The following is a 20,004-nucleotide window of genomic DNA, read 5'->3' as shown; positions in this document are numbered from 1 at the left end:
GCGGGCTTTTTGCATACTATTTGATTTGATTCAAGATTCTATCCAGCAAATATTACACGACTAGCACTACGCGTTATATAGCAAACAATTAGTTGTATCTAGCAAAATGGAGGAATAACGGTGAATTTACCTGACGATTTTATTACGAAGTACCAACGGCTCTTGGGACCGGCAGCGGCCGATTTCTTTGCCAGTTTTGACACGCCCAGCCTCAGTGGCTACCGGGTCAATCCCGCCCATCACGACCTGCCAGCCGAACTAACAGCGCCGGAGACGGTCCCCTATGAACCGTTGGGCCATTTCGGAACCGTTGGTGGCCGGACGTTGATGCACCAGAGTGGTGCGGTCTACAGTCAAGAACCCAGTGCCATGTTTGTCGGTGCCACGGCGGCTCCCCAACCGGGCGATAAGGTCTTGGATCTGTGTGCGGCCCCCGGGGGGAAGACGACCCATCTAGCCAGTTACCTCCAAGGCACGGGCCTGCTGGTAACCAACGAGATCAACCGGAAACGGGTGAAGGTCTTAGCCGAAAACGTGGAACGGTTTGGCGTGCGGTCCGCTATCATTTTAAACGAGTCGCCGGACCGGCTGAGTCCCGTGTTTCCCGATTACTTCGACAAGGTTCTGGTGGATGCACCGTGCTCTGGTGAGGGCATGTTCCGCAAGGACCCCGATGCCATGTCTTACTGGTCACTGGATTACGTGCAGGAGTGTGCGACCCGGCAACGGGAGATCATGACGGAAGCCTTGAAGATGGTCAAGCCCGGTGGTCAGTTGATCTACTCCACTTGTACGTTTGCCCCCGAGGAAGACGAGCAGATGATGGCCTGGGTCTTGGAAAACTATCCGGACTTTCATTTAGCACCGATCACTAAGGTTGGTGGCGTGGTGGATGCCAAGCCAGAGTGGGCCGACGGCAATCCAGAACTCAAGAAGGCGGCGCGCCTGTTCCCCCATCTGATGAAGGGTGAAGGCCATTTCGTCGCTAAATTAGAACGGGATGCTGGGGAAGCCGCCCCATTACACGGGGCGGCCAAGTTGGGCACACCATTGACGGGCGACCAACGGAAGCTCTGGCAAGACTTTGCGCAACAGGTGTTGGGCAGCAATGACTTTAACGATTTGGTCACGGTCAAGGACCAACTCTTCGCCGTGCCAGCAGGCCTGCCTAACCTGAAGAAGTGCCACGTCTTTCGGCCCGGGTTACACCTGGGAACGTTCAAGAAGAATCGCTTCGAACCGGCCTATGCTTTGGCCCTGGCCAGTGACCCACAACAGGTGACGCAAACCTTGGCCATTACGGCTGAGCAGTGGCGTGCCTGGGTTCACGGCGAGACGTTCACGTTGGCAACGGCCCCGCAGAAGGGCTGGTACCTGTTAACGTGCGCCAGTCAACCGGTTGGGTTCGGTAAGGTCGTGGGTACGACCGTGAAGAATTTCTTCCCCAAGGGGTTGCGGTTCACCGTTTACGATAATGAAATGTAAGGAAAACCAGTCGAATTTGACTGGCAAAAAGGCGTTTGGGAAAATTCCCAAGCGCCTTTTTTAATTGGACTATACAATTAGCGTTAAAACAATGTCTTTAAGTTGTGTGATTTAGAGAATAAGTGCTAGTTCGTGAGGTGTCGCTGCTGACAATAGCTCATTAGTTCAGGACTCAGCAGAAGCTGTTGTTGCCGGAGTGCCGCCAAATTGTGGCACCCAAGTAACGTCAAAATGTCTCGGAGGCCGTCTTGCCAGCCCAGCAACAGCTGGGTGGTCGTTTCCTCATCCGTTTTAATCAGACTGTGGAGAATCTGACCCGCGCTTCCCACGACCCGGGCCCCCAATGCGAGGGCCTTGGCGGCGTCCAGCGGTTGCCGGATGCCCCCTGTGGCAATTGCTTGGAGTTGAGGGACCTGCCGCGCTTCCAGCAGGGATTCAACGGTGCTTTGACCCCAACCGTCCAGGTAGCTGAGTTCCTTGGCGGGGCGGCGGAAGTTTTCGATTTGGACGAAATTGGTGCCGCCACGACCACCCAGGTCGACTAGCTGGACGCCAACGCCGGCCAACTGGTCGAGCGTTTCGTGAGCCATGCCAAAGCCGACTTCCTTGACGATAACGGGGACGTCGAGCGCCGCCACGGTCTCACCAATGCTGTCCAGCCAGTGGAAGGACCGGTCGCCCTCGGGCATCACAATTTCTTGCGCCGTATTGACGTGAATTTCCAAGGCGTTAGCAGCTAGCATGTCCACGGCGGTCTGGGCCTGGGCGACCGTGTGGCCCGCGCCGATATTGGCGAAGACCAGGCCGTCCGGATTGTTCTCCCGCAACGGTGTGAAGGTGTTGGCCGTGCTGGCATCCTGGAGCGCGATGCTCTGTGAGCCGCTAGCGACGGGCATCCCCGTGGCCGCGGCAATCCGTCCGAGTTGGGCGTTGACCTGACCCGTGCGGGGACTGCCACCGGTCATGGCCTCGATCATGAGCGGCACCGGTAGCGTCAGCGGGCCTAACTGCGTTTGTAAGTCCACGTCGGCCTTGGCCATTTCTGGTAAGCTCTGGTGCACGAACCGCAGCTGGTCGAACTGACTAGCCGCAACGGGTTGATAAAATTTTTCCGCTAACGACAGGTGCTCGTCCTTGCGGTGGGCGTGACGGGTGAGGTCCATAAGTGTGTGCTCCTTATTCGATAACGTGGTGGACGTTCAGCTTCAGCGGCTCGATGCCGCGCGTTTCCCATTCCTTGAGTAACCGGGCGAGGTCTTTGGCGGCGTTGATGATGACGATGCCGCAGTCTCCACCACCGGCACCAGAAGACTTGGCGGCACCACCGATATGCACGGCGATGTCACACATGGTCTTCAGCAGGGTGGTTTCGATCGTGACGTGACTCAGGCAGGCCAAGCGGTTTAACAAATCGCGGTTAACGGCGATTTCGTGTTGAATGGCATCGAGGTCTTGGTCGTGGAACCCTTGAATCATCCGCTGCAGGCACTCGCGACTTTCACGAAGAAAGGCATGGTAGTCCTTGCGGCGGGTCGCCTTGAACAGGGCAATCTTGTCGACTAGATGGGAGGTCGAGGCGGGGGTCCCGGTCCAGCCAATCATCAGTCGTAGCGATTCTGGTGGCGTCAGGAGTTCAATTTGCAAGCCGGGCCAGTCGGTGTCGAGCAACTGTTCCAGGGTGAGCTCGCGTCGTGCGGAGGCTAACCAGTCGCGGTCGAAGGCCTGGTAGGCAATCCAGCCGCCGTAAACGGAAGCCGCAATGTCCCCCAAGGAGCCGTTGCCTTGCACGTCTAAATGGGCAATGGCGGCCAGTTTGAAGAGGCGGTCCTTGCTCATTTGAATATCGTAAAATTGGCAGAGGGCCTTAACGGTGGCGACGGTAACGGCAGCGGAGGAACCGAGGCCGTACTTCTTGCCGTCGGCGCTGTCGAGGTCGCTGTTGACGTTCAGGTGATACATTGCCAGCGGCTTGCCCAGCGCTTGAGCGTACTGTTCGGTCAACCGAATGGCCGAAAGGATGTAATGAAACGGGTTATCGCGGTTGTCAAAGACGAGTTCGCTGCCTTGACGCTGCCAGTACAACGAGTTTTCCTGGTACTGTTTGGACGCGATCCGCCCGTAGTCCTGGCTGGGGGTAATGGTGACGGTGACGAACTGATTGAGGGCAACAATAATTGCCGGGTAACCAGGTTCGACCACGGCGTATTCGCCAGCGATATAAAGTTTTCCGGGTGCTTGCGCGGAAATCAAAAAAATCAGGTCCCTTCTGTGACAAATCTTTTAGGTGAATCAGGTTTTTAATGTGAGGGAGTCAGTGCCTCCGGGCTGGTGAAAAGTAGTGCAACATGTTCTGGGTACTATGATTAAATCTCAGTATTAATTAAGTATGCATTTAGCTGGTGGCTGATCTTGAACGGAATTCTAACACTCAGCCCTGTCTAAATGACTTTAAAGAAAAGCAATGCCGGGTCCGGGATGGGCCACGATGACCTGGTCGGCGCCAAATTGGGCGGCCAAGCGCGTCGTGACGGCGGGGAGGTCGGCTTCTTGGCAGAAGACCTTTACGTTGGGGCCGGCATCCAGCGTGTAGTAACAGGGTACGCCGCTGGCCCGCAGATCACGGACCGTTTGCATGGTGGCTAGGCTCTCGCCGTTAAAGTAGCTGAACGGTGGGTTGGCACTCAACGTCAGGGCGTGCATCCGCATGGCGTTAGCTTCCAGAATCTCACCAGTCGTGGTGAAGTCTTGGGCCAAGATAGCCGGCTTGATGGCCGCTAAGTCATCGGCCACCACCGTTTTCCAGGCCGGATAGTAGGGCGACGTGGTCACACTACTTTGCATCCCCTGCGTGGAGCTGACCTTCTTATGGCGTGGGTCCAAAACCAGGGCGACCATGGCAATCGGCCAGTCGACCTGTTCCTGAAACGGTACAGCCAACGAGGTCGCGTCGTCGGTGCCGGCTTGCCACTCCACGAAACCCCCAAAGACGGACCGGGTCGCAGAACCAGAGCCACGCCGGGCCAACCGGGACAGGTCCGTGCGTGACAGCGTGAGGCCTGCCGCGCGGCTAGCTGCGCCGGCCAAGGCCGCAAAGGCGGAGGCAGAGCTAGCTAAACCGGCCGCGGTTGGCACGTGATTGGTCGAGTTGACCCGTGCAAACCGCGTCTCACCGCTTTGTTGGCGAACCAGGTCCAGCACGTGGCGGACCTTTTGACTGGCCGTGGGGGTCAGTACCTGGCCATTTAACACCACTTCGTCAGCGGTCAGGTCGCTCACAAAGTCGACCGTCGTATCCGTGTAGAATTGGTCCAGTGTTAGCGATAGACTGCTGGTTTGCGGCAGCATCAGCTTGGTGTCGGCCTTGCCCCAATATTTGACCAGGGCGATGTTGGTGTGCGCTCTTGCGGTGACCGCTGTCATTGGTGTTCCTCCTCAAGGTTAAAAGCCTCCGTCCACGTTTCCGTGGCGCCGGCAGCTCGTAGGTGATCTTCAACTTGGTGGGTCGTGGCTAAATCGGGACAGAGGGCAATCAAGCAGCCACCCATACCGCCACCGGTCAATTTTGCCCCTAAGGCGCCGTTTTGGCAAGCCACTTGGGTCAACTTGTCTAGCTCAGGTGAACTGACGCCTAGTCCCTTTAATTGCCGTTGCGCGTCCGTCATGATCTGACCGAGATGCATCAAATCGGGGGTGGCTAAGGCAATGCGGGCCTGGTGGCTGAGTTCGCCGAGACGTTGAATCTGTTGCGTAGTCTCCTGGGGGAAGGCCATCTTCCGCCGGGCAACTGCGGCCACGGCCTGACCCGTTTGACCCTTGATGCCGCTGTCGGCGATGACCAGGTAGCCGCGCAGGGTAAAGGGAATCTGTAACGTTTCCTGGCGGGGGACGAACCAGATGGGCACGTCGGAGCTGACGGTGGCGGCGTCAATGCCGCTGGGATTCCCGTGCGTAATTTTTTCAGCGATATCAACCGTGCTCAGCAATAGCTCGCGGTTGAGGGGGCGCTGGAAGAAGCGGTACATGGCGCGCGTGATGGCCACGGCCACGGCAGCGGAGGACCCCATCCCGCGTTCGGCGGGGAGATCACTGGTGATGGCCATGGTAAATGGGGTCGTTTGACCGTCGAACCGGTCGAGCAACGTCGTGATCAGGGCCGCCACGCCCGCTAAGTTTTGTCCCATTTGAGCGATGGGCCCGTCAAAGTAACGACTGGTAATGGTCTGGCCGTTGTTGGCAGTACGCATGACCACCTGAGTCGTGACTGAGGGCAGGGGTAACGCAATGGCCGGCTGGCCGTACACCACGCTATGGTCCCCAATGAGAATAATTTTGGCATTACTTTTACCGATTGCCGTTCTACCCAAGTTATCTCGCTCACTTTCTGCATCGAATTTACTTACCAAAAAATATCATACTCTACTGATTGGCGTTGCGCTAGCTTTGGCAGTCAAAATCCGGAAATCGACGAAAAATTAACCCTTTCTATAGAAAGTTTGCCTGCTAATCCAGTTACTTAGAAATTGGTCGTTGCTAGTGCCTCCAGAATGGACCATGATGGACGGGGCGCCGGCATCCTGAGAGACCACCAGCTATCGCGTTAATTTCCATTAGGTCACGTTGAATGCAACCCAAACGTTTTGTCCAGCTAGAGAATAGAAACCTGATAGACTGACAGCAGTCGGTGGGGAAATTTGCGTAATGGTTACCGAGGATGTTCGCCGTAGGGATGGAGAAAATGAATGATCTATGTAGAGTGACCAGAGGTGGGCCAAGGTGACCAGCTGTGTCGATGGTCTTAGCTGAGTGGTTTTTCTCAGCTTAGAGCATGGGACGACCTTTGAGACTGTGAATTTCAGGCTCAAAGTCGAGGTGGAAGCCCGTTTCTCAGGCTGGAACCGACCCCACAGCAGGGCACCTTGATCCCACCGGCGGGAACGGCCTGTCAACAATTAGTTGCTTTTCATTTTTTCTATTCCGGAGGCGCCAGAACCACCAAAGTAAACATTTCACGAAAATTTAGCCAATGGCGCAGTCAGTCGTGGCGTTGGCGGCGTAAGTGGTGTATCATAGTGCCAGTTATTATCGCAAATTGTGCAGAAATTGGTGAGCATATATGGATAAAGACACGGTTTACGCGGTAGTCGATATTGAGACGACCGGAACCAGTGTGACAGATGGCGACCGCATTATCCAGATTGGGTGCGTCTTCGTCCAGCATAATCAAATTATTAATCATTTTGAGACGGACGTGAATCCGCTCAGAGAGATTCCCCAAGCCATTACCCGCTTGACGGGAATCACGAATCGCCGGGTTCGACACGCGCCGCTGTTTGACGACGTGGCCGGGACCCTTTACAGTCTGTTGACGAACACGGTCTTCGTGGCCCACAACGTCAATTTTGATTTACCCTTTATTAACGCAGAATTCAGTCGCGTCGGCTATCCAGAGCTGACGATTGAAGCGTTGGACACGGTGTCCCTGAGTCAAATTCTCTTGCCCACGGCCGCTAGTTTTCGGCTGCGAGACCTGAGTGGCTTGTTTAACATTGAACACGATAATCCGCACTCTGCGGACAGCGATGCCAGTGCCACGGCGGAACTTTTTATTTTTCTGTTTCGGCGGTTGCGGGCACTGCCACAGGTGACGCTGCAACGCATGATTGATCTGCATCCGGAACTACCGCTACAAACGGCGGCTCTTTTTGACGTGGCACGGGGACTGAATGAACAACAGCCGCGCAAGTTGCCGGATTATCTTTACGTGAAAAACGGCTTGGCTCTGCGTAAACCGGGGAGTGATGCCCCGACCACGCTGGCCGAGCCCAGCAAGTATCCGAAGACTAAGAAGCAAAAACAAAAGCTGATGCCGGACAACCTGGAATGGCGGCCGGAACAAGCCAAGATGATGAACTACATTTACAACAACTACGCCGAGGGTGACCGCCACCCCGTCAAGCAGATGATCGTTGAGGCGCCGACCGGTATCGGAAAGAGTCTCGGCTACATGCTGCCCATGGCCTATTTGGGGCAAACGGGACGGCCCGTGGTCATTAGTACGGCCACGACGCTGTTACAAGAACAGTTGCTTGACCAAACGCTGCCACTCCTAAAGTCCATCGTGCCGTTCCCCGTGAACGCCGTGCTGGTCAAGGGGAGTCGCCACTACCTGGACCTCCAGCGCTTCGCAACCACGTTAAAGGTGGCCGAGGTGTCCAAGCAAACGCAACTCTTGAAGCTACGCCTGCTGGTGTGGTTGACCATGACCACGACCGGAGATCTAGACGAATTACACCTGGCCACGTACCGGGCGCCATACTTTCAGGAAATTATCCACGAGGGGTCGGTCACCGCGGACAATCCATTTTACGCGGATGATTTCTTGCGGCGTCGGGACCAACGCATGGAACAGGCCCAGTTTGTCATTGTCAATCACGCTTACTTGAGTGAGCATGCGCTGGACCTGGGCGAACGCCTGCACCGGCCATACTTGGTGGTCGATGAGGCCCAACATTTACCGGACAGCACGCTGAAACAGCGGCGGACCCAGGTGAAATTTGCCCAATTGATTAATGAACTGCACCATATCGACCGCGATATTAGTCGTGAGACCGGTCCGAGCCTCCTCGATTTATTTGCCGGAGATGCCGGGGCCGTGGGCACGCTGCACGGTATTTTGGCCGCCAGCGAGACTCTAGAAACAGCGTTGAATGAGTTAGTCAACCACCTGTTCTTGCGGTTTTTAGCGGCTAAACGCCCCAACAATCACAATCAAATTATTGAAGAGCTGATTCCAGCGGCGGACCTGGCCGATGAGCTGGCTAAGGGGTCGGCCATGGCCACCGCCACCACGGCGACCGACGACTTGTTGGCAGCCCTGAATGACCTGCGTCACCGCTTTGACCAACAGAGCGAACGGTTTGCGGCGTCCGAACGTTACCTGTTTGAACAGGTCGACACCCGGATTCACTTATTTGACGACCAAATGAGTCGGCTGTTAATGATTCTACGGCAGGTGGTCGAGCAGGCCCCGGCCAGTCTCTTCTGGCTGACCATCAACCACGTGGGTGACCGCAACAGTCTCCAACTGGCGAGTGGCCTGTTAGCCACGGAAGGGTTCCTGCGCAACCATTTATACGCCGGCTTCCAACCAGTTCTCCTGACCGGGGGGACGTTGTTCTCCTCCGGCCGGTCGCAGTACGTCCTCGACCAATTTGACCTGGACCGCGAGAAAACGGTGACGCACCGGATGCGCTCCAGCTTTGACTACGCGAACCAGGCGGAACTCTTTATCAGCGATGCCGGCCCGAACCTGAGTCGCATTGCCCCGGCCGATTACGTGACCTACCTGACGGCGGCGATTAGCCAGCTAGCGGGGGCGGTGGATAAGCAGACGTTAGTGCTGTTCAACTCGCTCAGCGTGATCGAACAGGTCTACCAACAACTCTGTGCGCAGCCGGAATTTGCCAAGCGCGAAATCTTTGCGCAGGGCATCAGCGGCAGTCGTGAACGGATCGCCAAACGGTTTGCCACCAGTCACGGCGCCATTCTCCTGGGGGCAGCCAGCTTTTGGGAGGGTATCGACCTGCCGGCGGAACAACTGGAATTGTTGATCGTGACGCGCCTGCCATTTGACTCGCCTGACCGGGTCTTCGTCAAGGCCAATTACGCGCGGCTCGAGGCGGCCGGGAAGAATCCATTCTATAGTGCCGCCCTGCCAGCAGCGACGTTGAAGCTGCGCCAAGGAATTGGCCGGCTGATTCGGACGCCGCATGACCGCGGGGCCGTGGTCATTTTGGATCAACGGTTGCTCGAGAAACATTACGGGCAAAGTATTTTACGGGCGTTGCCGGCCGAACTGCCGCAGACGACGGGGGATGCCAGCGCCATTGCGCAAGGTTTAGTTAATTTTTTCGAAAATAAACCGGACAATCCCGTGACGCCACCCGAAGTTTGATATAATTGAAAAAGAGTGAAATTAGACAAGGGAGACCGATGGAAAATTGATGAGACAACAGTATCAACGACGCCAGCGACCCCATCATTGGGTATTGCTGAGCATTCTGCTCGTGATTCTGGTTATTCTGATTACGGGGGCTTACATGGTGAACAAGGCCACCAAGCCGCTGAGTCAGAACCAGGCTTACGCGGAATCTGTCGCTAAAAAATCCGGTCATTTGACCAGTACCAGCCAGTTTTACTGGACGAACCTGGACACCACGTACTACACGGTTGCCGGTAAGAACAAGGCCAACCAGGACGTGTACGCCATCGTGCCGAAGACCGGTAAGGACGTGACGGTGCTTAAGAAGAGTGCCGGTCTTTCACGGAACACGGTGTTGCAACAGGTCTGGAACAAGAACCCCAAGAAGGTCTTGTCCGCAGCAATGTGTGTCTTTAACGGCAAGCCCGCTTGGCAGGTCAGCTATTTAAATAAGAGTGGTAAATTGTGCTACATCACCTTCCAGTATTCTAACGGGAAGGTGCTCCAACAGATTTCAAATATTTAAGTTTGTGGTGAGGAGTGTGCGTGGATGCAATTAGCAAATCGGGCGCAGGCGGTTCAACCGTCCGCAACTTTGAAGACCGGCCAGCGGGCCCAAGAGCTTCGCGACGCCGGGGTCGATGTGATCAATTTAAGTGTGGGTCAGCCGGACTTCCCGACGCCCCAAGCCATTAAGGACGCGACCATCGCAGCCATTCGGGCCAATCAGGTGGATGGCTACACGGCGACGGCGGGGGTCTTGCCCCTGCGCCAAGCGGTGGCCGACCATTTGTTAGCGACCCAACACGTCACGGTGACGGCCGACCAAGTCGTCATCACGACGGGGGCCAAGATGGCGCTGTATGCCCTCTTTCAAATCCTCTTGAATCCCGGTGACGATGTCTTGTTGCCGGCGCCTTACTGGGTCAGCTATAGCGAACAGGTCAAGCTGGCCGGTGGTCACCCGATTGAGGTAGCCCCGACGGCCAGTCTGAAGGTCACCCCGGCACAGTTAGAAGCCGCCGTGACGCCGGCTACCAAGGCGATTGTGTTAAATTCGCCACAAAATCCCAGTGGTCTGGTCTACACCAAGGCTGAGCTGAAGGCAATTGGCGACTGGGCGGTGGCCCACGACCTGATCATTGTGGCCGATGAAATTTACGGCGACTTGATCTATGCGGGGCCTAACCCCTCACCGTCCATGCTGACGCTGGGCGCGGCGGTGGCCGACCACACCGTGCTGGTCAACGGGGTCTCCAAGACCTACGCCATGACCGGTTGGCGGATTGGCTATGCCGTTGGGCCAACCTGGATCATCGACGCGTTGAAGACGGTGTTGTCCCACATGACGGGTAACGCTGCCGCCGTGAGCCAAGCCGCCGCATTGGCCGCCTTAACCGGGGACCAAGCGCCGGTTGCCGAGATGCGCGCCGCCTTCCAGGAACGGTTAGACACGATTTATCCGTTGCTGACGGCCATTCCCGGGTTCAAACTGGACCACAAACCCCAGGGGGCCTTTTACCTATTTCCCGACGTGAGTGAGGCCGTGCAGCTAAAGGGCTTGGCCTCGACCGATGAGTTGGTTGCCGCCATCCTGGACCAGGCGCACGTGGCCTTGGTGACCGGGAAGGCGTTTGGCCTGCCGAGTCACGTTCGGCTGAGTTACGCCACGGATTTACAGTCGTTGGAAACGGCGATGGCGCGACTCAAAGACTTTATGACACGTTAATTTGACTTAAACTGACGATCGAACCGCAACTGCTGGGTTCGGTCGTTTTCATTCTAAAATTTCAGGAGGCTTCGACATGGATGAATTTATCCAACGTTACGTGCAGGCGGGTCAGACCAGTGTGGCCAACTACCTGCTCGATCACTTTCGCGAGGTGGGGATGACCACGGACCAACTCCTGGTCTTCCTCCAGTTGCGGCGTTACATGGACCAGGGCACCAAGCTGCCGGACGCCGATGAGATGGCGGCTCATTTAGGCTGGGATAAGCAAAAGGTTTACCAATTGCTACACGAAATGATCAGTCACAAATTGATGACGATTACGACCGTGATTGGTGCCGACGGCCAGAAGCAGGACGCCTACGACTTTCGATTGTTAACGGAAAAACTGAGTCAATTAGCGGCTCAGACCACCCAGCAGGCGGCCAAGGCCCCCGTCAGTAATGACCGTTCCGCCGTATTCAATCAGATTGAAACGGAATTTGGCCGGCCGCTATCGCCCCTGGAAATGGAAAGCATTACCCAGTGGTTGGACCAGGACCATTATCGCCCAGAGCTGATTCAGCTCGCCTTGAAGGAAGCCGTCCTCAGTCAGGCCTACAGTCTGAAATACATGGACCGCATCCTGTTGAGCTGGGAACGGAAGAATCTGAAGACGGCCGCCCAGGTCCAACGGGAAAAGGAACGGCAGGAACCCCGACACACGGCCAAACCAACGACCAATGGGCAACCGGACGGGGGGATCCCCGATGTGCCAATCTTTAAGTTGACGGATAATTAAGTCTGAAGACGTGTTGGGGAAATTTAGCTAACGAAAAGGTGCAAGTTTGCCAATGGACCTCATTCCTTGGGGGACTTGCAGCGAACAAGTTAAAATAGATTTTATACCTCACTAAATGCCTTACCCAGCAACCGGATTAGGTTGTTGGGTAAGGCTTTTGTGACTAAAGTAAAGTCAATTAATCATCAGGTGATTCTTTTTATGTTTCTCTAACAAATTCTTCAAATTGGTGGTATTTATAGCGTAGGTCGTTTGAACACACCCTGTGTTATCGTCACTTGATTTGGAGGGAGGTCCTAGTATGTTCAAGTCAGTTAGGTTTTGGGTTCTGGTTTTGTTTGCCTTCAAACTTAAAGCTGCTTTTACAGAACCAGCGTTTCAATATGATTGGTTTTTCAATCTCTTGATTGGAAGCCTGGCGCTCCTGGCACTGATTCGGATGATGATGACCTACAAAAACCCACCTATTAATTTTTTGAAGTGGTGGGTTAAAGGTTAAGAACTAGGCAAAAGAAGAGAGTTTAGACTTGCCCGCAATTGGGCTGGTCTAAACTTTTTTCTTTTGGCACTTGCTATGAAACGCGTTCCACACGGTAAGCTAGAGCCAGTTAGAAAATTAGAGGAGTGGACGACGTGATCAAACAAATTTTTTCGGACATGGACGGAACGCTATTAACCAGTACGGGCGAGCTGAGTGAGGGCACGATTGCGGCGGTGCGCACCAGCCCCGTCCCGGTCACCCTGGTCTCGGCCCGGGCCCCACTGGAAATGGCCACGGCGATTCAGCAGTTGGAGTTGACGGCCCCACAGATTGCGTTTAACGGGGGCCTGATCTTTGACCCGGTGACTGGAGTGGCCTTGGTTCAGCACGCCTTGCCAGTGGCGGCTAGCGTACAGTTGCTCACACTGATTGAACGGACGTTTCCAGCGGTCAGCGTCAGTGTTTACGACCAGACGACCTGGTATACGCAGCGAGTGGACGCGGGGATTTTACACGAGCAATCGCTGACGCATCAGAGTCCGGTGGTGGTGCGCCAGTCATTGGCCGAACTCGCCCAGAGCCGGCAGCTGATGAAAATTATGTTGATTGTCAGCGCACCAGCGGTTAGGCTAGAGTTAGCGCAGCAATTAACGGCGTTAGGCTTACCCGTTAACATCCAACAGTCCGGCGAGGCCTACCTGGAAATCACCAGTCAGCGGGCCTTAAAGTCGCAAGGCGTGGTCTATCTGTTAGCCCAACAGCAACTTGACGCGACGGATGCCGCGGCATTTGGTGACGGTCACAACGACCTGCCCATGCTCCAGGCAGTTGGGACGCCCGTCGTGATGGGCAACGCCATCGCCGAGATTCAGGAAGCCGGCCGCTACGTCACCAAGACCAATGATGAGGATGGCGTCGTGTACGGGATGCGGCATTACCTGAAATTAGCGGATTAACTCGGACGGAAGGGAGCAATGATCATGGCAAATATTCGGGACATTGCCCGGCAGGCCGGGTATTCACCCGCGACGGTCTCACGGACCCTCAATCACAGCGGGTACGTGTCGGCGACCGCCGCGGCCAAGATTCAGGCGGTCATCGCCCAGTTGGATTACGTGCCCAATGACATTGCCCGGGACCTGAGTCAGGGACGCACGGCCAACGTTGGCGTGGTGGTGCCCCATTTGAATGCGCCATTCTTCACGGAAATTGTGAACGGTATTTCCGGTGCGGCGTTTGCGGCCGACTATAACGTGGTTCTGCTCCAGTCCAAGTACGACGCGGCCCTAGAACGGACTTACCTGTCCCAACTGCACCGCAAGGCCTTTGACGCCTTGATTTTCACGTCACGAGCGATTCCGTTGACGGACCTGGTGGCGGCTCAGCAATACGGCGCCGTGGTCTGTTGCGAAGATCCGGGGACCCAGCCCTTGGCGGCGGCCTATTCCCAGCGTGAAGCGGCCTATCTACAAGCGTTTCGTTGGCTGAAGGGGCAGGGCTACCAGCACATTGCCCTGACGCTGAGTCGTGACGCTTCCCTGAGCGCTACGAGTCGGGCGACCCTGGCGGCCTTTAAACGGGTCTTTGGCTGTGTTCCCACTATCGTCGAAACGAACGTGACCACCTATCAGGACGGCTACCGCGTCGCCGCTGACCTGGCCAAAACCCCAGACTTAGATTATATTTTTAGCAACGGGGATGACATCGCCACCGGCATTCGGCAGGGGTACCTGGATCAGCACCGAACAGCACCGGCCTTGATGGGTCAGGAGAATCAGGTGTCGGGCCAACTTCTGGGGTTACCCACAATCGACCACCATTTTCGTCAAATCGGGGCCGCGGCCTTTGACCTGGCGGCGACGGGGCGAGTGGCCAGCGTGCCCGTCACGGCCGACCTGTTGTTGTGCCGCTAAATAAATGGGACTTAAAAAGCGCCTCACCGAAAAATTCGGTGGGGCGCTTCGTGTTCACTGAGGCTATTTGTTATCGTCAGTGGTCTTGGCCGTTGAGTTGCTCTTCTCAGTGGTCGTTGCCGACGATGATTCGGTTGACGTGGTTCCCGTATCATCCCCGTCATCGTTGCCATCGCCACCAGGCGTCTGTTCCGTGCTCGAGGATTCCTTACTGGTGCTGGATTCCGTCGTGGAAGAACTGGCCTGTGTGGTATTGTTGTTGGTTGTGACCTGACTGTTGTTGCTGTAGGCCGATGAGCTCGTCGTGTTGGTTGAGCCGTATTGGCTGGTAGCCGTGGTGTCCGCGACCGTCCCGGCGTGACCCGTAATGTAGTATTCTTTACTCCCATTTTGAGTTGTCTCGGTCACGGTGCTTGGGGCCGTCCAGTCGGAGTTCGTCGACTTGCTGGCCAGGTAGGACATTTCATACTTGTAGATTTCTTGGGCAATGGTGGTCTGCGTTTCACTCACGTAGTGGCCGGTCTGGAATTGCTTGTCGTATCCGGTCCAAACGGAGATGGCGTAGTTCTTGGTGTAACCGGTGAACCAGGAGTCCATGGTTGCGCCGTCAGGCACCTTGTCCGCGTAATCGTCAGGGTAGGAGTCGGTCCCGGTCTTTCCGGCCTGATACAGCCCGGAAATGGCCGCTGAACGCCCGGACCCATTTTCATTGGTCATGACGCCCTTCATCATATCCGTCAGCATGAACGCCGTCGCGGCCGACATGGCTCGCTTAGGCGTGGCGGAATACTTGTGGGCCTTCCCATCCTGCGTGACGACCTTGGAGACCAGGTATGGCTTGTAGTAGTTCCCGCCGTTCGCGAAGGCAGCGTAGGCCGCGGCTTCTTGTTCGGAGGAGATGTACAGGCCAATCCCATTTTGCAGGGTCAGGGTCTTATCAAAGTCCATCCCTAAACCACTCAGGAAGGAGGTGGCCCGTTTGATACCGACGTTTTGCAGCGTCCGGACGGCGGGGATGTTCCGTGATTCAACCAAGGCCTTACGCATGGTAATGGTCCCTTGGTACTTGCGGTCCCAGTCGTAAAGGTTCCGCGTCGTGCCTGGGTAGGTAAAGGCGGTATCCTTCACGGGTTCGTAAGTTGGGTAGTAGAGGTGCTCGATGGCGGGACCGTAATCCATCAGTGGCTTAGCCGTCGAAGCACTGGACCGGTCCTTTTGGACGGCTCGGTTCAGGCCAAACGTGACGTTCCCGGTCTTCCGGCCACCAATCATGGCGACGACCTTCCCGTTGTTCGGGTTAACGATCGTGGAACCCACTTGGAACTTATCGGACGGGAAGGCCACGTAGGCCGTCCCGTTGACGATGTTGTACAGTTGCTTTTGGGCGCCCATGTCCAGGTTGGTGTAAACTTTCAACCCACCGGTCGTGGTGTTGTAGCCCTTAGACTTCAGTTCGGCGTAAACCTGCTTGAGGTAGGCGTCGATGACCTTGGTCGTCTTGGCACTGGTACTGGTCGATTTGTGCGACTTGACCAAGCCGGTGGTAATACTGGTCGCCTCGGCTTGTTGTGCCTGAGCAGAGGTGATGGCGTTGTTCTTGGCCATGGCCTCCAACACCAGGTCCCGCCGTTTCTTCGCTAAGGCCGGATACGTGGTGGGGTCGTAATTGGTTGGGGACTGTGGCATGCCGGCTAAGAGGGCCAATTGGGCGAGATCCAAGCCCTTTAGCGTCTTGCCGTAGTAGTACTGGGCGGCCGTCTGCATCCCGTAGACCCCGTTGCCCATGTAAACCTTGTTGATGTAGTATTCCAAAATTTGGTCCTTGGAGTAGTCGTGGTCGACCTTGAGGGCTAACCAGGCTTCCTGGGCCTTACGTTTCAGCGTTCGGTCGGAGGCGGCGGTGGAGAAGACAGACAGCTTGACCAGTTGTTGCGTCAAGGTACTGCCCCCTTGCATCCCCAGGGAAGACCCACTGACGTTGGCGAAGGCGGCCCCGATGATCCGGATGGGGTCGACCCCGTTGTTCTTGTAGAAACGCCGGTCTTCAGTAGAAACGACGGCATTTTTCAAGGTGTCGGGGATGTTCTTGGTCTTCACGTAGTTCCGGTTCTGAGCGCCCAGCCGCGAAATCACGGTACCGTTGGCATCATAGACTCGCGTCGAGGTGTCACTGGACAGGGCACCCTCGGAAATCTTGGGCGCACTCTGCGCATAGAAGAAGAACAGGCCAGCGCCGGCCAGAATGGCAAACACGCCAATGGCGACGATGACGAAGAGAATTCGGCGGAAGGTCCGCCAGCCAGTATGCGGTTTCTTGGGACCGCTTGGCTTACGCTCGGCGTTACGACTCATACGCGTCTGTCGAGGGGTATTGTTACTAGACATGGTAATCTCCTTTGTGTTTAAACGTGGTCAGCTCGGATGAAACGATTAGAGAAGCTGATCCACGGCTTTGAGATAGGGAATCGGCAGTTGGAGCTCGGCGGTAATCTGAATCCCGTTCGCCGCAATTTCTGCGTAGGGGATGGATTTACGGCCGCCCTTTAACTGTGCGTCCCAGAAATCATACAGGTCGGTCCCACGGTACAAGTAAACCTCATGGCGGGTGACAAATTTAATAATGGCAAAACAGATGCCGCCTTGAGCGGTACAAGCCCGCATGTGATCGATCTGATGTTGATGAAAGTTTTTCAAGGGAAACGACGACTGATTGCGCGTTTCCTTGGCGTCAAAGTCCAGGTAGTGGCCCTGGTAGACCCCGTTGTAGTCGGTCGTGGAGGCCGTACTGAAGTAGGCTTCCTTGATGACGGCCGCGCTACGCTTGGGGTAATCGACCTTGACGATTTTGATGGGCGTGGGCTTCTTATGAACGACGGCAACCCCGGTGGTTTCATAGTAGGTATTGCTTTCGTTAAGCTCCTCTTCCAGCGTCATGCCTCGCTTACCGTAGTTGGTGTAGGTGCTGGGGAACTTGGGCCCCGTCTTTGCTGCTGGTGCCTGGTAGGCATTCCCATTGGGATACCGAATAGTCATTGACTCCTCACCCTCCTTGCCTTGCAACCACCCATTCGCAGTTGACTTTTAAATTGGTTCTTTACAGCGCCTCCGGGTTGGTGAAAATGAGCCGCGTTGCGTCCGTTCCCGACGGTGCGCTCAAGGTCCCCGGCTATGGGGCCGGTTCCAGCCTGAAAGGCGGGCTTCCACCTCAACTTTGAGCCTGAGAAGCGGTCTCAAAGGTTGTCCCGTGCACTAACCTGAGAAGTTCACTCAGCTAAGAGCACCGACACAGCCGGGGACCTTGGCGCACCTCTGGTCACTCCCACAACGGGCACATTTTCACTAGCTCTGCGGCTGACATCGTGTTGGCCGTCAGCTGCGTGGGCTGGTAACGACTAAGCCTGTACTTTGTTATGACATAGTAGGTTAGTCAACGCGTGAAGGCGGGCGTGATATTTTTAAGCAACTGGTCGAATGGGATTGTGGCCCAGTTATTGATATTATACCAAGCTGACCCAGAAATAAAAACTCTAACTGGTCTATAAATGGTCAAAACGACCGAACTTAAACGGAACTTAAGTGAATGGTTGCGGGGTGGACTGATTTAGGTGGGATTTGGTTGGGGAAGACAGCGTAAAAATGATGTTTGTGGTGAGGCGGTTATTATTTTTCTTTGAAGTGTGGGTTGAATTGATGAAGAGCGGGGGGGGCTAAGTAGTTCTGACTCACCCGATAAGCATTGAGTCAAATCAAACTTCTATAGAAGTAAGCTGTGTAGTTTTAGGGAATCGCCGTAAGAAAAAACTGGTTACGCTCTAAATGAGAATTGCGGGTCAGTGGTGATGAAGTTCTTCTTAAGTGTAGAACGCTAAACGAAATTTAATTCTTACTCGGATTGGAAATCGCGGACGATTTGAACTTGTGGAAGCAAAGTTGAATGATGACGTTAATCCAGCATTAAAAATGAAACTAGATGAGTGTGAACGGAAGACAAAATATTATTTGGGGCTAAGACAGTCTGAATTGAGTCAGTATATGCGTTCAAGACTAATGAATCAAAGCGATTGGATAATGTAACTGGAACATGCTGGCGACAAGAAAAGGGCAGATAGGTGCGGACCAAACAAGTGGAAGCTGCAGGGCTGGTGAAAGTGAGCTGGCGAGGATGATGTCAGTGACCAGAGGTGCAAGGTGCCCAGCTGTGTCGACGGTCTTAGCTGAGCTATCAGGTTAGCGGGTGTAAGGAAGATAGAATGGAGATCTGGTCTAAGACCGTCTGAGTTTAGTCAGTGTTTACGGCTAAGATCAATGAATTAGAAAAAATAGCTAACAAGTCGACTGCAAGAAAAAAGCAGATAGTTGCGGGCTAAACAAGTGTAAGCCGCAGGGCTGGTGAAAATGGGCTCAGCCGTGGGAGTTGCCTAAGCGGGAAACCCGCTTAGGCAACTGCTATCTTTGAGACTCGGGTTATGAGGCTCAAAGTAAGTCCGAAGACCGCACCTCAGGCTTCGGACGCGCGCCCACAGCGTCACGGCCCAGTTTTCACCAGCCCGGAGGCGCTACAAAAAACTTGTTTTACCAACTATCTGCTTTTTTCATTGCGTCGGCCGGATTTTTTCGCTACACTGGTAAGGTACCGGTAAAGGAGGCCGCGAGATGAGTCGGTTATGGTTGACGGGCTACCGCAGTTATGAACTGGGTGTTTTTGGCAATCAAGACCCGAAGCTCCTGGTCATCAAGGATGCATTGAGAAAAATGCTGATCGGTAAGATTGAAGATGGGACTGACTGGTTGATCACGGGTGGTCAGCTAGGGGTCGAGCAGTGGTCGATTGAGGTGGGCCTGGCGTTAAAGCCGGACTATCCGGAATTGAAAATTGCGATGATGACGCCATTTGCTGAGTTTGGCGGTAACTGGAATGAGAATAACCGTGGCCTGTATGCGCAGCTGGCGAGCCAGGTTGATTTTCACCAGTCAGTTAGTGAACAACCCTATCATGGGCCCCAACAGTTAAGAAACTATCAAGAATTTATGTTATCCCATACAGATGAGGCCGCAATGGTTTATGATTTAGAGGTTGAAGGGAAACCTAAGTATGATTATCGCGCTGTGACGCGGTTTCAAGAGCAACATGCTTACCCCCTAACGCTGATAGATATGGATTGGTTACAAGAAAGTGCCAACGAATATCAAGAAAATAAAAATAATGGTTCCCAATTTGAGTAAAAACTGGTATTATAGATATCGCCGGTTTGATTAGGATAACGAGGTGTAATGATCAATGGAAAACGTTAATTTTACTCCTAAAGAGATTTTGCAAAAGCAATTTCGTCAAAAGATGCGCGGGTATGATCCCGACGATGTCGACAGTTTCTTGGATAATGTGATCAAGGACTACGATACTTTTGTGAAGGAGAATCAACGGCTTCAAGAAGAAAACGAACGGTTGTTGGCTAAGGTCGACGAACTCACTCGCCAAGTGCAAGTAGGTGCAAGTCAACCAGCAGCAACGACAACCAGCCAATCCACTTCAAGTGTCACTAACATGGACATTTTGAAGCGGCTCTCCAATTTGGAACGGCACGTTTTCGGTTCACAATTAGATAATGATCCAAACGAGTCACATCGTTTGTAGAA

The 20,004-nt window shown here is 54.7% G+C and carries 16 protein-coding genes; 10 read left to right on the top strand and 6 right to left on the bottom strand.

Annotation, left to right across the window (positions count from 1 at the left end):
- The first annotated feature begins 120 nt into the window (after window positions 1-120).
- Window positions 121-1,485 (top strand): RsmF rRNA methyltransferase first C-terminal domain-containing protein, encoded by a 1,365-nt coding sequence (locus JUF13_RS05670; protein WP_203638334.1) that lies wholly within the window; start codon window positions 121-123, stop codon window positions 1,483-1,485.
- 125 nt (window positions 1,486-1,610) lie between these two features.
- On the opposite strand, the gene fni is transcribed toward JUF13_RS05670, so the two are convergent.
- The 4 genes from fni to mvk form a co-directional block, all read right to left on the bottom strand.
- Entirely contained in the window at window positions 1,611-2,648 is a 1,038-nt protein-coding gene (gene fni, locus JUF13_RS05665) for a type 2 isopentenyl-diphosphate Delta-isomerase (RefSeq protein WP_203638333.1), read from the bottom strand.
- A 13-nt stretch (window positions 2,649-2,661) separates the two neighbouring features.
- A complete protein-coding gene (locus JUF13_RS05660) occupies window positions 2,662-3,735 on the bottom strand; it encodes a phosphomevalonate kinase (protein ID WP_125762458.1) in 1,074 nt (357 codons plus the stop codon).
- A gap of 198 nt (window positions 3,736-3,933) precedes the next feature.
- Window positions 3,934-4,905: a diphosphomevalonate decarboxylase gene (mvaD, locus tag JUF13_RS05655; RefSeq protein WP_203638331.1), complete on the bottom strand. Its 972-nt coding sequence runs from the start codon at window positions 4,903-4,905 to the stop codon at window positions 3,934-3,936.
- On the bottom strand, window positions 4,902-5,849 hold the full coding sequence (mvk, locus tag JUF13_RS05650) for a mevalonate kinase (protein WP_203638330.1): 948 nt from the start codon (window positions 5,847-5,849) through the stop codon (window positions 4,902-4,904). Before mvk ends, mvaD begins: the two co-directional genes overlap by 4 nt.
- A gap of 749 nt (window positions 5,850-6,598) precedes the next feature.
- Between mvk and JUF13_RS05645 the strand changes: the two genes are divergently transcribed.
- The 7 genes from JUF13_RS05645 to JUF13_RS05615 all read left to right on the top strand — a co-directional run bounded on the left by JUF13_RS05645 (window position 6,599) and on the right by JUF13_RS05615 (window position 14,370).
- Window positions 6,599-9,439 (top strand): helicase C-terminal domain-containing protein, encoded by a 2,841-nt coding sequence (locus JUF13_RS05645; protein ID WP_203638328.1) that lies wholly within the window; start codon window positions 6,599-6,601, stop codon window positions 9,437-9,439.
- Between the two features lie 49 nt (window positions 9,440-9,488).
- A complete protein-coding gene (locus JUF13_RS05640; protein ID WP_203638342.1) occupies window positions 9,489-9,992 on the top strand; it encodes a cell wall elongation regulator TseB-like domain-containing protein in 504 nt (167 codons plus the stop codon).
- Window positions 9,993-10,016: 24 nt separating this feature from the next.
- Window positions 10,017-11,195: a pyridoxal phosphate-dependent aminotransferase gene (locus JUF13_RS05635; RefSeq protein ID WP_203638327.1), complete on the top strand. Its 1,179-nt coding sequence runs from the start codon at window positions 10,017-10,019 to the stop codon at window positions 11,193-11,195.
- A 76-nt stretch (window positions 11,196-11,271) separates the two neighbouring features.
- Entirely contained in the window at window positions 11,272-11,976 is a 705-nt protein-coding gene (locus JUF13_RS05630) for a DnaD domain-containing protein (RefSeq protein WP_203638326.1), read from the top strand.
- Between the two features lie 301 nt (window positions 11,977-12,277).
- Window positions 12,278-12,475, top strand: a complete 198-nt coding sequence (locus tag JUF13_RS05625) for a hypothetical protein (protein WP_203638325.1) — start codon at window positions 12,278-12,280, stop codon at window positions 12,473-12,475.
- 134 nt (window positions 12,476-12,609) lie between these two features.
- On the top strand, window positions 12,610-13,413 hold the full coding sequence (locus tag JUF13_RS05620) for a Cof-type HAD-IIB family hydrolase (protein WP_203638324.1): 804 nt from the start codon (window positions 12,610-12,612) through the stop codon (window positions 13,411-13,413).
- A gap of 24 nt (window positions 13,414-13,437) precedes the next feature.
- Window positions 13,438-14,370 carry a LacI family DNA-binding transcriptional regulator gene (locus JUF13_RS05615; RefSeq protein WP_203638323.1) on the top strand — a complete coding sequence of 311 codons (933 nt, stop codon included), beginning with the start codon at window positions 13,438-13,440 and terminating at the stop codon, window positions 14,368-14,370.
- Between the two features lie 63 nt (window positions 14,371-14,433).
- Here the strand turns inward: JUF13_RS05615 and JUF13_RS05610 are convergent, their stop codons facing one another.
- Both JUF13_RS05610 and recU read right to left on the bottom strand, forming a co-directional pair.
- Window positions 14,434-16,755, bottom strand: coding sequence for a transglycosylase domain-containing protein (locus tag JUF13_RS05610; RefSeq protein WP_203638322.1), 2,322 nt, complete (start codon window positions 16,753-16,755; stop codon window positions 14,434-14,436).
- 45 nt (window positions 16,756-16,800) lie between these two features.
- A complete protein-coding gene (gene recU, locus JUF13_RS05605; RefSeq protein WP_125762473.1) occupies window positions 16,801-17,403 on the bottom strand; it encodes a Holliday junction resolvase RecU in 603 nt (200 codons plus the stop codon).
- A gap of 1,620 nt (window positions 17,404-19,023) precedes the next feature.
- Between recU and JUF13_RS05600 the strand changes: the two genes are divergently transcribed.
- Both JUF13_RS05600 and gpsB read left to right on the top strand, forming a co-directional pair.
- Window positions 19,024-19,593 carry an SLOG family protein gene (locus JUF13_RS05600; RefSeq protein WP_203638320.1) on the top strand — a complete coding sequence of 190 codons (570 nt, stop codon included), beginning with the start codon at window positions 19,024-19,026 and terminating at the stop codon, window positions 19,591-19,593.
- A 55-nt stretch (window positions 19,594-19,648) separates the two neighbouring features.
- Window positions 19,649-20,002, top strand: coding sequence for a cell division regulator GpsB (gene gpsB, locus JUF13_RS05595; protein ID WP_125762477.1), 354 nt, complete (start codon window positions 19,649-19,651; stop codon window positions 20,000-20,002).
- Window positions 20,003-20,004 lie beyond the last annotated feature (2 nt).

Source organism: Levilactobacillus wangkuiensis (assembly GCF_016861605.1).
In the GTDB taxonomy this organism is placed as follows: domain Bacteria; phylum Bacillota; class Bacilli; order Lactobacillales; family Lactobacillaceae; genus Levilactobacillus; species Levilactobacillus wangkuiensis.
Note: the sequence above shows the minus strand (reverse complement) of the source record. Positions and strands in the feature narration are given on the sequence as shown.

Bases quoted from the DNA above. Each gene is read 5' to 3' on its own strand.
- fni (WP_203638333.1), bottom strand. From the start codon at position 2,648: ATGGACCTCACCCGTCACGCCCACCGCAAGGACGAGCACCTGTCGTTA.
- mvaD (WP_203638331.1), bottom strand. From the start codon at position 4,905: ATGACAGCGGTCACCGCAAGAGCGCACACCAACATCGCCCTGGTCAAA.
- JUF13_RS05645 (WP_203638328.1), top strand. From the start codon at position 6,599: ATGGATAAAGACACGGTTTACGCGGTAGTCGATATTGAGACGACCGGA.
- JUF13_RS05640 (WP_203638342.1), top strand. From the start codon at position 9,489: ATGAGACAACAGTATCAACGACGCCAGCGACCCCATCATTGGGTATTG.
- JUF13_RS05635 (WP_203638327.1), top strand. From the start codon at position 10,017: ATGCAATTAGCAAATCGGGCGCAGGCGGTTCAACCGTCCGCAACTTTG.
- JUF13_RS05630 (WP_203638326.1), top strand. From the start codon at position 11,272: ATGGATGAATTTATCCAACGTTACGTGCAGGCGGGTCAGACCAGTGTG.
- JUF13_RS05625 (WP_203638325.1), top strand. From the start codon at position 12,278: ATGTTCAAGTCAGTTAGGTTTTGGGTTCTGGTTTTGTTTGCCTTCAAA.
- JUF13_RS05615 (WP_203638323.1), top strand. From the start codon at position 13,438: ATGGCAAATATTCGGGACATTGCCCGGCAGGCCGGGTATTCACCCGCG.
- JUF13_RS05610 (WP_203638322.1), bottom strand. From the start codon at position 16,755: ATGTCTAGTAACAATACCCCTCGACAGACGCGTATGAGTCGTAACGCC.
- recU (WP_125762473.1), bottom strand. From the start codon at position 17,403: ATGACTATTCGGTATCCCAATGGGAATGCCTACCAGGCACCAGCAGCA.
- JUF13_RS05600 (WP_203638320.1), top strand. From the start codon at position 19,024: ATGAGTCGGTTATGGTTGACGGGCTACCGCAGTTATGAACTGGGTGTT.
- gpsB (WP_125762477.1), top strand. From the start codon at position 19,649: ATGGAAAACGTTAATTTTACTCCTAAAGAGATTTTGCAAAAGCAATTT.